Raw genomic sequence first — 14,109 nt, forward strand, 5'->3', positions numbered from 1 at the left:
GAATGACTACACTTCCCGGCTCGGTCGTCCTCGTCGTCGGCGCGACCGGCGGCCTCGGCCGTGAAATCGCCCGGCAGCTCTCGGCCGCCGGAGCGACCCTTGTCCTGGCCGGGCGTGACACGGCCAGGCTCGCAGCCCTCGGGATCCCCGGCACGCTCGTCACGGGTGACCTCACCGACGTTTCGGCAGTCGACGCCCTGGTCGCCCGTGCGGTCCAGGCCACCGGAGGACTCGACGGGGTCGTCAACGCGGCCGGTGTCGTGGCCTTCGGGCCGGCACGTGAGCTCGGAGACGCGGCCATGGAGGAACTCTTCGCCGTGAACACGCTCGCGCCCATCCGCCTGCTCCGCGCCGCAGCGGACAGCCTCACGGCATCCGCCGCCGCCGGCAGGGAACCGTTCTTCGTGACCCTCAGCGGTGTCGTGAGCGAGAGCCCGACCGCGGGCCTCGCGGCGTACTCGGCGTCCAAGGCCGCCCTCGCAGCATTCGGACAGGCCGCGGGGCGGGAGCTTCGCCGCAGCGGCATCCGCATGATCGACGCCCGCCCCGGACACACCGAAACCGGCCTCGCCGACCACCCGATCTCAGGCGTCGCGCCGAACTTCCCTGCCGGTCTGCAGCCGGAGGCCGTGGCCGCGCGGATCGTCGGCGCCATCGCCGCCGGGGAGCGCGACCTGCCCAGTTCCGCGTTCGCCCCGCCCGCCTGACCTCCGCAGACCGGCGTTCGCTAGATTGTCGACCAGCCGCCGTCGGACATCAGGACGGCTCCATTGACGTTGGGCGAGTCCTCGCTCAGCAACCAGCAAATGGACGCGGCCAGCTCCTCCGGCTCCGCAGGGGCCGGAATGGTCGTCTGCATGATCGGTCCGAGACGCTCGGCGGCCCACGCGGACAGGAACGGAGCCTCGATGTTCGTCTTCACCGCGCCGGGCGCCACCGCATTGCAGCGCACCCCCTTCGGCCCGTAGAACAACGCCGTACTCTTGGTCAGTCCGATCACGGCGTGCTTGGACGCGCTGTACGTGGTGCCCGATGCTCCCGCGCGGATGCCTGCCTCGCTTGCGATGTTCACGATCCGCCCGAAACCGGCCGAGACCATGCCGGGCAGCACGGCACGCATCAGCCGCATCTGCGAGGTCACGTTCACCCGGAAGACCCGCTCCCACACCTCGTCGGTGATCTCCGCCGTCGGGAGGAACGAGTCCATGATCCCGGCATTGTTGACCAGCCCGTCGACCGTGGGTCCCGCGGCCAGCACGAGCGCGTCGACATCCGCTTGCAGGCTCACGTCGCCGGCCACGCCGACGAGCTCCCCGCTGCCGCTGCTCTGCTCCAGAGCCGCGAGACGCTCCGCCGAGATATCGGCGGCGATGACGCGGGCGCCCTCGCTGAGGAGCCGGAGCGCCGTCGCCCTCCCGATGCCGCTGCCCGCCCCGGTCACGATGACGGTCCGGCCCGTGAACCGTGCCTGCTGGAATCCTGCCTGGTCCGCCTGGGTGCTCATCTGGAATGCCCTCCGCCTTGTGCCGGCGCCAGTGCCGGCAGTGTGCGGCGACCATATCACCGTGAACAGGCATTACACGTCGATGCGGTCCCTGCTGAGCTTGTCCGAGCTTTCGATGATGAACTCCTTGCGCGGGGCGACGTCGTTGCCCATCAGGAGTTCGAAGACCTTGCCGGCCTGCTCGGCATCGGCGACCCGCACGCGGCGGAGCATCCGGTGCGAGCGCTCCATCGTCGTCGTCGCCAGCTGGTCCGCGTCCATCTCGCCGAGCCCCTTGTACCGCTGGATCGGGTCCTGGTACCGCTTTCCGCTTTTCTTCAGGGCCGCAAGCACGCTGTGCAGCTCGGGTTCCGAGTAGGTGTAGATGGTCTCATTGGGCTTCGAGCCCGGGTTCATCACGACCACTCTGTGCAGGGGCGGCACCGCGGCGAACACCCGCCCCTCTGTGATCATCGGGCGCATGTACCGGAAGAACAGGGTCAGCAGCAGGGTGCGGATGTGCGCCCCGTCGACATCCGCATCGCTCATGATGATGACCTTGCCGTAGCGCGCCGCCGAGAGATCGAAGCTGCGGCCGGAGCCGGCGCCGATGACCTGGATGATCGAGGCGCACTCGAGGTTGGAGAGCATGTCGGCGACGGATGCCTTCTGCACGTTCAGGATCTTGCCGCGGATGGGCAGCAGGGCCTGGTGCTCGCTGTCGCGCGCGAGCTTGGCGGTGCCGAGCGCCGAGTCGCCTTCGACGATGAACAGTTCGCTGTTCAGCACGTCGTTGCTGCGGCAGTCGACGAGCTTCGCGGGCAGGGAGGAGCTTTCGAGGGCGTTCTTGCGCCGCTGCGTCTCCTTGTGGGCACGGGCGGAAATGCGCGACTTCATCTCCGCGACGATCTTGTCGAGCAGCACGGCCGCCTGCGTCTTGTCGTCGCGCCGGGTGGACACGAAGCGTTCGTTCATCGCCTGGGCGACGACGTTCGCGACGATCGCGCGCACGGCGGGCGTTCCGAGGACCTCCTTGGTCTGTCCCTCGAACTGCGGCTCGGGCAGACGCACGGTGAGCACGGCGGTGAGCCCCGCCATCACGTCGTCCTTCTCGAGCTTGTCAGAACCCATCTTGAGCCTGCGCGCGTTGAGTTCGACCTGGGCCCTGAGGAACTTGATCAGCCCGGCGTCGAATCCGGCCTGGTGGGTGCCGCCCTTGGGCGTCGCGATGATATTCACGAAACTGCGGACGATCGTGTCGTAGCCGGTCCCCCAGCGCAGCGCGATATCGACGGCGCAGTCCCTCACGAGCTCGGTCGGGACCATGGCACCCGTCGGCATCAGCACAGGAACGGTTTCGGTGAACGTGCCGTGGCCGGTGAGGCGCCAGGTGTCCGTGATCGCGGCATCCGTCGAGAGGTGCTCGACGAACTCGGAGATGCCACCCTCGAACCGGAATACCTCGACAACGGGCTCATCGCCACGGCGGTCGTCGATCGACAAGGCGAGCCCGGGAACGAGGAACGCCGTCTGCCTGGCCCGTTCGAGCAGTTCCTCGGTCTGGAACGTCGCGCCCTTGGTGAAGATCTGCCGATCCGCCCAATAGCGGATACGGGTTCCCGTGACGCCTCGACGGACCTTGCCGACCACACGGAGTTCGCTCTGGTGTTCGAAGGGGGTGAAGGGGGCGTCCGGACTCTTCTCCCCGGTGTCGGCGAACAGTCCGGGTTCACCGCGGTGGAAGGACATCGCCCAGGTCTTGCCGTCCCTGTCGACCTCGACGTCGAGGCGCTCCGACAGGGCATTCACGACGGATGCGCCGACTCCGTGCAGTCCACCCGACGCCGCATACGAACCGCCGCCGAACTTGCCGCCGGCGTGCAATTTGGTGAAGACGACCTCGACGCCGGTCAGTCCGGTCTTCGGTTCGATGTCAACGGGGATACCGCGGGCGGTGTCGCTGACCTCGACGCTCGCGTCCGGGTGCAGCACGATGTCGATTCCGGCACCGAATCCGCCGAGCGCCTCGTCGACGGAGTTGTCGATGATCTCCCAGAGGCAGTGCATCAACCCCCGGGAGTCGGTCGAGCCGATGTACATGCCGGGGCGCTTGCGCACGGCCTCGAGGCCTTCGAGGACCGAGAGGTGGCGGGCGGAATAGTCAGAAGAACTCACCGTCCCAAGAATACTGGCCGGGGACCGGGGATTACGCACGTCCGGACGCTCGTGTCTCCGGCAGGGCGATGCCGCCGATGCGGTACTGGGAGGGCAGGACGCCATACCGTGCGCGGAACCCGGCGCGGAGCTCGAAAGCGGACGTGTATCCGGAACGCGTTGCGATGTCGGCGATTGTGAGCCCCGCCGTGCGCGGTGCGAGCAGCAGCTGGGCGGCAGACTCCGCGCGACACCGGCTGATCTCCGCGGCGACAGTACTGCCCCCGCCCTCGAACGCGCGCTGCAGGTGCCGCAGGGAGATCCCCAGCTGGGCGGCAACGACAGCAGGACTGAGATCGCGGTTCCGGTGCCTGGCCTCGATGTGGGCGACGGCGCGCATGCGCAGGCCCGCCCGGAGGTCAGCGCTGTCCATGGCATAACCCTCGCCCTCCAGAAACATGCCGACCACGAGGTCCTCGATCGTCCTCTCTGTGACAGACACTCCGATGGCCGTCGGCGTCCAGGCCGCTTCGACCACCGCGAGCGCCAGGACCCGCAGGGGCGCGGCGAGAGACGCCGAGCGTTCGAGGCGCAGGCGTTCACCCTCGAGCTGGATCCCCCTCGCTATCAGGCGGGCCTGGGGAAGCTGGATGCCGAGTCCGCGCGTGACCTCCGTCGTCTGGACGGACGACGCGACCCCCGCCGGCATCACGTATGCGCTGATCGGGCTGAACCGTTGGGGCGGGTGCTGACCGAGTCCGATCGTCATGCTGCCATTGAGCATGAAACCGACGTGCAGGACCCCCGCGGTGGAATCGGTGCCCCCTGTGTAGCGGAAGGCCGACTGGGTGGCGAGCGTCACCGTCGTGCTGCCGATCGCTTTCCTGATCGCCGAAAAATGAAACACGTCAGAGGCCGGAACCTCGAGGCGCTGCGCGAGGAAGCCGACAGCGTCGTCGGGAAGCGGAACCGGGATGCCGGACTGAACGGTGAGATGCCGCACCGCGTCGCTGGACACCGGCACCCACATCTGAAACCCCTCACTTCTGCTGCGCGATCTCCGCGCGGCCCGCTGCGACGCAGACCTGCGATCCATTCCAGAACCGCAGGCTATCGCCCCCCAAACGGGAACACAATGCAACGCGGAAGAACTCCGGGTTGTCGCCTGACAGCTCCGGACCCGGCACGGCGTTCTTGCGCCAGCACAAGCGCAGTCCTGCGCCAACTCTGCTGGACGCCGGATCAGTGGCCCTAGTCTGACAAGAATTCGCCGGACAGACCCAGACAGAACCAGTCGGAAACCCAGTTGGGAGCGTGAAGGATGTCCTCAGAGACCGTCGTACCCGGGGGTGCCACCCGCCCTGCCGTTGCAGCGTCGTGGTTGCCGTTGGTCGTGGTCGTGCTCACGCAGATTCAGGCGTCGTTCGCGGTGAATGCGTTGACGGTGTCGATGCAGGGCATCACGACGGATCTGAACACTCCAGCGACGAGTGTGGGGACGGCGATCACCGCGGGCACGTTCGCGATGGCGGCGTTCATCCTGCTCGGTGCCAAGCTGGGTGCGAAGTTCGGGTCCCGCCGGGTGTTCCAGATCGCAGTCGTCATCCATGGACTCGCGATGGCGGCCGTTGCCGTGAGTGTGAGTCCGACGATGCTGTTCATCGCGCAGGCCGCGTCCGGTGCGGTGATCGCGTTGATCGCGCCGGCGCTCGTGGTGTTCATCGCGGCGAACTATTCCGGTGAGCAGCAGGCCCGCTCGATCGGGTTCCTCGCGGCGGCCATCCCCGCGGCCGGGGTGCTCGCGCTCCTCATCGCGGGTACCTTCGCGTCCACGATCGGCTGGCGGTATTCCTTCGCCCTGATCGTGGCGCTCGCGGCAGTGAACCTGCTGCTGAGTTTCCGGTTGAAGGTCGTGCCGCCCCAGCCCGCCGTCGTGATCGACTGGGTCGGCGCCGTCCTCGCTGCGGGGTCCATCATCCTGCTGAGCTTCGGGTTCAGCGGCCTGAATTCCTGGGGCGTGGTCCTGGCCACGCCCAGCGCGCCTTTCACGGTCCTGGGGGTCTCCCCTGCGCCGGTCCTGATCCTCCTCGGGGCGATCGGCGGGCAGGCGTTCTTCGTGTGGTTGCGCCGGAGGAAGGCCGCGCACCTGCCGCAGATCTTCGACCTCGAGGTGCTGAAGTCCGGATCCGAGAAGGCGACGACCTTCGCGATGGCGGCGATGCTGTTCGTGGGAACCGCGGCGAACTTCCTGATCCCGCTCTACATCCAGATCGTGCAGGGCCGGTCGAGCTTCCAGACCTCGATCTCGATCATCCCGTACACCCTCTCGATCTTCATCGCCAGCTCCGTCGTGGCCACCCTGTACAAGCGGTACCCGCCGCACCAGATCGCCCGGGTGGGGTTCGTCGTCGTCGCCCTCGGGCTGGTGATCCTCGCCTTCACGATCCGGAACGAATGGGAACAGTTCGCCGTCGTCATCGGCCTCATCATCCTCGGCCTCGGCCAGGGGGCGATTGTGGCGCTCGTGTTCAACACCCTGCTCTCCGCGGCCCCGAAACGCCTCGCCGGAGACGTAGGCGCCTGGCGCGGCCTCGTCCACAACATCTCGGGGAGCGTCGGCATCGCCGTCGCGAGCGTCTTCGCCGTCGGAATCCTCAGCGCGATCGTGGCGTCGAGTGTCGCGAGCAGCCAGGCCATGCCGCCGGAACTGGTCGCGCAAGTGCCCCTCGACAGTGTGAACTTCGTCACCAACGACCACCTCGAGTCGGTCCTGAGCCAGACATCCGCCACCCCGGAGCAGGTTGCAGAGGCCGTTGCCATCAACGAGGACGCGCGGCTCCGTGCCCTGCAGATCTCGCTGCTCGGCCTCGCCGGCATCGCACTCCTCGCGATCATCCCGGCCGGGCGGATGCCGGACTACATTCCCGGGGACATCCCCGCGGCGCTCTCGAGCGGCAAGGAACCGGACGACGACGAGGACGGCCTGGAACGGCCGGCCTCCCGGTCATGAGCAGGCCACGCGGCGACGCCGTTCACCGGCATCCTGGGGCGCAGCCGTGAACGACATCTCGATCACCCTGCTCGTGCTTCTCGCCGCGATCGTGCTCTTCGTCTGGAACGCGGTTCCCGTGGAGATCGTCGCCATCGGCGTCGCGCTGTCGCTTTTCCTGACCGGGGTGATTTCTTTCGAGCAGACCCTGGCGGGGTTCGGCGACCCGGTCATCGTCTTCATCGCCGCCCTGTTCGTCGTCAGCGAAGCACTCGACGCGACCGGGGTGACCACCTGGGCCGGCCAGCAGCTCACCAAACGCACCGGAACGAACCGGCGCATCATCGTGACGTTCGTGATGCTGCTCGTTGCGGTCGTCACCGCCCTGATCAGCGTCAACGGCGCCGTCGCGTCCCTGCTCCCGATGGTCGTCGTGCTCGCGATCCGGATTCGGCAGCCTCCTTCCCAGATGCTGATGCCACTCGCCTTCGGCGCACATGCCGGGTCGCTTCTCGTCCTGACCGGAACCCCGGTCAATGTGCTCGTCTCCGAGCTCGCGGTCAGCACGGGCCATGCACCGTTCGGATTCTTCGAATTCGGCCTCGTCGGCCTCCCGCTCGTCGTCGGGACCATCCTGATCACCGTATTCCTCGGCCCGAGGCTCCTGCCCAACCGAACCGCCCAGGTCGCGCCCAAGGATCTCAGCGACCACGCGCGTACCCTCGCAGCTCAGTACTCTCTCGCGGACGCGGGAAGCCTGCTGGGCCGGAAGAACGGTGTCACAGAGGTCGTCATCGCACCACGCTCGTCCTTCGTGGGTGAAAGCGTCTTCACGGGAATGGTGACGGACAGTGGGGAACTCGTCGTCATCGCGATCCAGCGGAGCGGGGAGGACCTGACGGATGCCGTCCTCGCCGCTGGAGACGTGCTGCTGCTGCGCGGCCCGTGGCAGGCGCTCGACCGGAACACCGCAGACCCCAACGTCGTCGTCGTCGACGCACCCCAGCTGATTCGTCGCCAGGCCGTGCCGATGGGCCCGCGCGCAACGACCGCCCTCGTGATCCTCGCCGGCATGGTCGTCCTGCTTGCCACCGGGATCGTGCCTGCGGCGGTTGCAGCCCTGACCGCTGCGGCGGCGATGGTCCTCCTGCGCGTGCTCACGGTCTCCCAGGCGCACCGCTCGATCTCCTGGACGACCCTCATCCTCGTCGGCGGGATGATTCCGCTGTCGACCGCCATCCAGGTCTCCGGCGCTGCCGACGTCATCGCGAACGGGCTCGTCGCCGCAGTGGGCACCTCGAGCCCCTATCTGCTGCTCTTCGGTATCGCCGTCGTCACGAGCGTGCTCGGGCAGCTGATCAGCAACATGGCCACAGCACTCATCCTTGGTCCGATCGCCATCGCGATCGCAACCGAAACGGGGATCTCACCGCTCCCCCTGCTGATGGGCGTCACGGTCGCAGCGGCAGCATCGTTCCTCACCCCGGTCGCGACCCCGGCGAACACCATGGTGATGGGGCCTGGAGCGTACCGCTTCGGCGACTACTGGAAGCTCGGGCTGCCCCTCCTGCTGCTCTTCGTCGCCGTTGCCACCTTCCTGGTTCCAGTCTTCTGGCCTTTCCACCCCTGACCTGACCCGACCACAACACCACGAACACCACCCCGGCTAAACCACTCGAGAGGAACACCATGGCATTCGGACGACGTTCACGCGGACTCGCGGCAAGTGCGGCACGCACTGCCGTCATCGTCGGAACAGCAACCGCGACGAGCAATGCCGTTCACGGCTCCGCCGCACGCAAGCAGGCGGCCGCTGCGGCAGCCGCCCCGGCCGTCGCTGCGCCCATCGCTGCGACGGCGCCTGTCGCCGTCCCGCCAGCGGCACCCCAGGAGGACATCATCAGCAAGATCGAGCGCCTCGCTGCGCTGCACACTGCCGGCGCCCTCACCGATGCGGAATTCGCCCTGCTCAAGGCCCAGGCGATCGCGTAGACCGCGCATGTCCCTCGGCACATACAAACTCATCCCGGAATCGTTCACCCGGACGCCATCCCAGACTCCGGCCTCCGCTGTCGGAATCCTCGTCGTCTCCGAGGTGCCGGTCGGTCTTGACGCCGTCGGATTCCTCATCGGCCCGGATGGCCCCCTTCCCCTGACGCTGGGTGCCGAACGGGCCACCCTCGTCTCTGCCGGCTTCACCGGCAGCATCGGGCAGACCCTGCTTCTCCCCCAACCGAACGGTCCGATCTTCATCGTCGTCGGTGCCGGACCCGCGGATGCCCAGGATGCGGATCTCCTGCGCGACGTCGCGGCCACCTTCGCGCGGGCGGCCCAGCGCTATCCCCGGATCGCACTCGCGATCGGCGACACCTTCCCCCTCGACGCTGCGACCGTCGGCCAGGCGGTCGTCGAAGGGGTCCTGCTCGCCCGCTACCGATACGTCGAGCTGCAGCCTTCCTCCGACCATTGCGCGCTCGTCACCCTCGACATCGTCCTCGACACCCCGAGTACCGGCTCCGGGGTCGCGGATCAGGCTCGCGTGGGGGTCCGTGTCGGCGAGATCACCGCACGCGCCACAAATCTCGCCCGGGACCTGGCCAACACTCCGCCGAGTCACCTCACCGCCACCGATCTCGGCACCATCGCGATCGGCCTCGGCCTCGAACACGGGCTGGCCGTCGATGTCTTCGACAAGCAGCAGATCATCGAGCTGGGCTGTGGCGGTCTCCTCGGCGTGAATGCCGGAAGCGTCGAAGAGCCACGGATCATCAAGGTGACGTACTCTCCCCCGCCAACGGTCGGTGCGGCGCCAACGGACGGTGAGGCGCCTCCCGCCCACCTCGCGCTGGTCGGCAAGGGCATCATGTACGACTCCGGCGGGATCTCGCTGAAGCCCTCCGACCCGATGCACCTGCTGATGAAGATGGACATGGCCGGCGCCGCCGCCGTCCTGGCCATGATGACGGCACTCCGCGCCCTGGACTGCGCGTCCGCGGTGACCGCCTTCCTGATGTGCACGGACAACATGCCGGGCGGCTCCGCCATGAAGCTCGGCGACGTCCTCACCATCCGAGGCGGAACCACCGTCGAGATCAAGAACACCGACGCGGAAGGCCGCCTCGTCATGTCCGATGCCCTGGTCCTGGCCGGCGAGGAGAATCCGGACGCGATCATCGACGTCGCTACGCTCACCGGGGCCGCGCTGATGGCCCTGGGCACGCACACGGCCGCCGTCTTCGGAAACAACCAGGCCCTCGTCGACCGCGCCATCGCCGCGTCTCGCACTACGGCGGAGTCGATCTGGCAACTGCCGCTCGAACACCGCTACCGACCCCAGTTGAAGTCCGACGTCGCCGACCTGTCGAACATGGGCGGCAAGTACGCCGGGGCGACGGCCGCCGCCCTGTTCCTCGCCGAGTTCGTCAAGGACGTGCCCTGGGCTCACCTCGACATCGCGGGTACCATGCAGTCGGAAACAGACGAGCTGTGGAATACCAAGGGGGCGACGGGGTTCGGCACCCGGCTGCTGATCGACCTCGCACTGAACTTCGCGGCGGACAGCATCGCGCCGACCCGGAACACCCGCTGAGGCACCCGGATGCAGGATCTCGAAACCGTCGCTCTCGTCCTGATCATGGTGCACGTGATCGTCGGCTTCACGGCCACCGTGCTCGTGTCGGCGAACCGGTCGCCCGCGAGCGCGATCGCCTGGGTACTCACGATCGTCTTCATCCCCTACCTCGGAGCCGTCGCGTTCCTGCTCGTGGGGTTCGGACGGCTCCCCGCCCCTCGGCGGGACAAGCAACGCGAGGTCAACGAACTCATCCTGTCCCGGACGGAAGGGTTCCACCAGGTCAGCCACCGCGAACAGTGGCCGCAGTGGCTGCCGTCCGCGGTCCAGCTCAATGTCAACCTCGGTGCGCTGCCCATGGTCGGCGGCAACCGAGCCGCCTTGCTTCCGGACTACGAAGGATCCCTTGCTGCCATGACGGCGGCCGTCGACACCGCGACGGAGTACGTGCACGTCCAGTTCTACATCCTCGTGCTCGACAGCGTCACGGAGCCGTTCTTCGACGCGCTGCGCCGGGCAATCGCGCGGGGTGTCACCGTCCGGGTGCTCTCAGACCATCTCTCCGGGTTCCTCCTGCCCCGGCGGGCCGAGACACTCGCCGCCCTGTCGGACATGGGCGCCGAATGGCACGCCATGCTCCCGCTCCGGCCGTTGCGCGGGCACTGGCAACGACCCGACCTGCGCAACCACCGCAAACTCGTCGTCGTCGACGGTCGGATCGGGTTCACCGGTTCGCAGAACCTGATCGACCCGACCTACCTGAAGAAGAAGAATCTCGCGAGAGGCCTGCGCTGGCACGAGCTCATGGTGCGGCTCGACGGGCCGGTCGTCCGGGAGCTCGACGCCGTCTTCGTCACCGACTGGTACAGCGAGACGGATGCCCTGCTCCCGCTCGACACGACCCCGCTGCTGCTCGAGCCCCGGGTGGAGCACCTGGACGCGCAAGTCGTCCCGAGCGGGCCGAGTTTCGAGAACGACAACAACCTGAAGCTCTACGCCCTGCTGATCCACAAGGCCGAACGCCGGGTGAGTATCACGAGCCCGTATTTCGTGCCGGAGGAGTCCACGCTCCTCGCGATCATCACCGCGGCGTCGCGCGGACTCGACGTCGAGCTGTTCGTCTCCGCTGTCGGAGACCAGGCCCTCGTCTACCACGCCCAGCGGTCGTACTACGAGGCATTGCTGCGCGCAGGCGTCTCCATCTACCTGTACCGAGCCCCGACGGTGCTGCATGCCAAGCACTTCACGATCGATGATGACATCGCCGTGATCGGATCGAGCAACATGGACATCCGCTCATTCCGTCTCAACATGGAGATTTCGGTGCTCGTCCACGGACGGGACTTCACAACCGGCATGCGGCTCGTCGAAGACGGCTACCGGGCCAACAGCGTCAGGCTCGAACTAGCCGACTGGCTCGCACGGCCGGTCACCCAGAAAATCGGTGACAGCCTGGCGCGACTCACCTCCTCACTGCAGTGAGCAATCCGCTACGCGGTAAGCGAAATGTAACCGAATCGACTCCTTATCGAGGCTCGGCCGTGTTTGTATAGGACCAAGTTCAATTGGTATCGCTTGGTATCAGTCTGGAGGAGGAAAAAAATGTCCCAGATCGCAGCACATGGTGCCATCGAAAACCAGAGCGCCACGCACCAGCTCACGGCCGCCGACAGGTGTGACGCGTGTGGCGCGCAGGCGTACATTCGCGTCAGCGTCAACAACAGCGAACTGATGTTCTGCGCCCACCACGGTCGCAAGCACCAGGAAAAACTCTCCGCCATCGCGGACAGCTGGCACGACGAGTCCAGCAGGCTCCTCGAAGACCAGCGTTCGTAACGCGACAGGCAGTACGACCGGAAACGGCGTCGACGCGACTGAGGTCGCGGCGGCGCCGTTTTCTTGTCCGCTGTGCCTCTAGGAGTCCGCGTCGAGGCTGAGGGTGGAGACCACGACGGCCGTCGCGGCCTCCGCGATCGCATCGGCGGCAGCTGCGCGCTCCGAACGCACATAGACGCCGCCTGCCCGCGTGACGGCTGCGGAGAGGATATGGTCCGCCAGACCCGGATTGCGGGCGAGGACCGGACCGTGCAGGTGCGTGCCGAGGAAGCTCCCCATTCGGAGACCCTCCGTCTTCGCCCCGTTGCCCACGCCGCTGAGCACCCGGCCGAGAACGGATGCCTCCGCTCCGACGTAGCTGCGGGCGTGGTTCTCGAAGCCCACGAGCCGGCCGAACGCTGATTCGACGACAAGGTCGCCCGTCGCACGCTCCGCGAGCGGGACAGCACGCCCCGCGACGAGACCGAGACCTTCGACGACGCTGCCGTCCGCGAGTTCGACTCCCCAGCTCAGGAGTTCCCAGCCGGTTCCGACCGCGAGCACGGGAACGCCCGCCGTTGTCCACGCGCGCAGAGCATTGACCAGGGGGGCCAGGAGATCGCGCGTCGCCAGGAGGTCGGAGTCGTTTCCGGAACCGATCACGATCGCGTCGACCTTGCTCGGGAGTTCCTCGAGCGACCTGACCGGCACGATGGTCGCGTCGAAGCCGGCCCAGCGGGCGCGCTGTGCGAGCACGCGTGCGTTGGCGGCGTCCCCGTTGGTGTCGAGGAGTTCGGGAAGCACGGAAAGTATCGTGAGTGCGCGCATGGCTCAACCCTCCCGGTTCGAGGCGAGGCCGAGGTGTGCGCGGGTGCGCCGCATCGAATCCGCCGAGAAGATGATGGTCTTGATGCCGTGCTCCGGATCCGGCAGGGCCAGGAAGTCGTCGAGTGCCCGGCCGAGGTCTGGCTCGATCCGGTCGACGACAACCCCGTCGTATGCGAGCTGCAGTGCAATGTCGTGGGCCTTCGATCCAGACGCGATCAGCACCCGGCCGAGGCCGGAGGTGTCGACCGGCCAGAAGTATGACGGATCGCGGACATCGGACCCGATAGCGACCAGGACCTGGTCGAGGCCGGGTTCGAGGCTGTCGACGTTGAGCTGGAAGCTCGCCGGGTTCTGCACGAGCACGAACTCGACGCGGCGGCCGCGGACGGTGACGATCTCGCCCCTGCCGAAGACGGGCGGGATCGCGGATACGGCGGCGCAGGCCGTTGCCGCGTCGAAGCGGTCCCCGAGAGCGGCCCGGGCGGCCGCGATCGCGGTGAGTGCGTCCACGGCGTAGTGCACGCCGCGCGCAGGCAAGCCGAGGTCGAAGGACCGGCCGTCGAGCAGGACCGAAGCCGAGCGACCGGAGACGCGCGTGAGCAGGATGCCGCCGACCGGCGGCATCCGCTCGGACGCGGTCACGCTGTAGCCGAGACCGCGCGGGTTCTCCGCGAGGATCTCCGCCGTCACACCGTAGCGGGCCACGGCGGCCGGGCCGTCGAGGTGGTCGACGAGGCCGAGGAGGGACGCGTCGTCTGCGTTGATGACGACGGTCCCGCTCGCACGGTTCGCGATCCTGGCCAGCATGGCCACGACCATGTCGGAGTCGTGGAAACGGTCGATCTGGTCGACCATGACGTTCGTCAGTGCCACGACCCGGGGGTTGAGCGTCGCCGAGATGAGGGCGCCGTGCCCCTCATCCATTTCGAGCACGGCCATGTCACCGTGGATCCGACCGGTGAGGCTGACCTCCTCGAGCAGGGCGGAGGTGAGTCCCTGGCTGATGTTGGCGGTCGACTGGTTCGTGAACACCGTGACGCCGTGCGCACGGAGGGCCGCGACGAGCATCTTGGTGGTCGTGGACTTGCCGCTCGAGCCGGACACGATCACGAGACCGTCTGGAAAGCCGTTCAGAACGCTCGCGAGGAACCCCGGAGCGATCTTGTTGACGACGAGGCCGGGAACCGCGGATCCCCCGCCCGGCTTTCGCCAGCGCGCGAGGACCCGCACAGTTCGGCCGACCAGGATTGCCGGTGCATAGCGCACGGG

12 protein-coding genes are annotated in these 14,109 nt (G+C 67.5%); 7 read left to right on the plus strand and 5 right to left on the minus strand.

The window, feature by feature from the left end; genetic code table 11:
* The first annotated feature begins 2 nt into the window (after positions 1–2).
* Positions 3–707, plus strand: coding sequence for an SDR family NAD(P)-dependent oxidoreductase (locus E3O50_RS04550; protein ID WP_134446526.1), 705 nt, complete (start codon positions 3–5; stop codon positions 705–707).
* Between the two features lie 20 nt (positions 708–727).
* On the opposite strand, the gene E3O50_RS04555 is transcribed toward E3O50_RS04550, so the two are convergent.
* The 3 genes from E3O50_RS04555 to E3O50_RS04565 form a co-directional block, all read right to left on the minus strand.
* Positions 728–1,504, minus strand: coding sequence for an SDR family oxidoreductase (locus E3O50_RS04555; RefSeq protein WP_134446525.1), 777 nt, complete (start codon positions 1,502–1,504; stop codon positions 728–730).
* 72 nt (positions 1,505–1,576) lie between these two features.
* Entirely contained in the window at positions 1,577–3,658 is a 2,082-nt protein-coding gene (locus E3O50_RS04560; RefSeq protein WP_134446524.1) for a DNA topoisomerase IV subunit B, read from the minus strand.
* 31 nt (positions 3,659–3,689) lie between these two features.
* Positions 3,690–4,667: a helix-turn-helix domain-containing protein gene (locus E3O50_RS04565; RefSeq protein WP_166787267.1), complete on the minus strand. Its 978-nt coding sequence runs from the start codon at positions 4,665–4,667 to the stop codon at positions 3,690–3,692.
* Positions 4,668–4,958: 291 nt separating this feature from the next.
* Here E3O50_RS04565 and E3O50_RS04570 point away from each other — a divergent pair, with 291 nt between their 5' ends.
* From E3O50_RS04570 to E3O50_RS04595, 6 genes are all read left to right on the plus strand, one after another.
* A complete protein-coding gene (locus E3O50_RS04570) occupies positions 4,959–6,647 on the plus strand; it encodes an MFS transporter (RefSeq protein ID WP_134558412.1) in 1,689 nt (562 codons plus the stop codon).
* A 46-nt stretch (positions 6,648–6,693) separates the two neighbouring features.
* Positions 6,694–8,256 carry an SLC13 family permease gene (locus tag E3O50_RS04575; RefSeq protein ID WP_134558413.1) on the plus strand — a complete coding sequence of 521 codons (1,563 nt, stop codon included), beginning with the start codon at positions 6,694–6,696 and terminating at the stop codon, positions 8,254–8,256.
* A 59-nt stretch (positions 8,257–8,315) separates the two neighbouring features.
* Positions 8,316–8,618 (plus strand): SHOCT domain-containing protein, encoded by a 303-nt coding sequence (locus E3O50_RS04580; protein WP_134558414.1) that lies wholly within the window; start codon positions 8,316–8,318, stop codon positions 8,616–8,618.
* 7 nt (positions 8,619–8,625) lie between these two features.
* Complete coding sequence (locus tag E3O50_RS04585; RefSeq protein WP_134558415.1) at positions 8,626–10,215, plus strand: leucyl aminopeptidase; 1,590 nt, start codon at positions 8,626–8,628, stop codon at positions 10,213–10,215.
* Positions 10,216–10,224: 9 nt separating this feature from the next.
* Positions 10,225–11,679 carry a cardiolipin synthase gene (gene cls, locus E3O50_RS04590; protein ID WP_134446518.1) on the plus strand — a complete coding sequence of 485 codons (1,455 nt, stop codon included), beginning with the start codon at positions 10,225–10,227 and terminating at the stop codon, positions 11,677–11,679.
* A 120-nt stretch (positions 11,680–11,799) separates the two neighbouring features.
* On the plus strand, positions 11,800–12,033 hold the full coding sequence (locus tag E3O50_RS04595; protein WP_134446517.1) for a hypothetical protein: 234 nt from the start codon (positions 11,800–11,802) through the stop codon (positions 12,031–12,033).
* Positions 12,034–12,111: 78 nt separating this feature from the next.
* Here the strand turns inward: E3O50_RS04595 and E3O50_RS04600 are convergent, their stop codons facing one another.
* Together E3O50_RS04600 and E3O50_RS04605 are read right to left on the minus strand one after the other, a co-directional pair.
* Positions 12,112–12,840: a cobyric acid synthase gene (locus E3O50_RS04600; RefSeq protein ID WP_134558416.1), complete on the minus strand. Its 729-nt coding sequence runs from the start codon at positions 12,838–12,840 to the stop codon at positions 12,112–12,114.
* Between the two features lie 3 nt (positions 12,841–12,843).
* Positions 12,844–14,106, minus strand: coding sequence for a MurT ligase domain-containing protein (locus E3O50_RS04605; RefSeq protein WP_134446515.1), 1,263 nt, complete (start codon positions 14,104–14,106; stop codon positions 12,844–12,846).
* Positions 14,107–14,109: the final 3 nt, after the last annotated feature.

The organism is Cryobacterium sp. MDB1-18-1, assembly GCF_004402735.1.
GTDB classification, from domain to species: Bacteria; Actinomycetota; Actinomycetes; order Actinomycetales; family Microbacteriaceae; genus Cryobacterium; species Cryobacterium glucosi.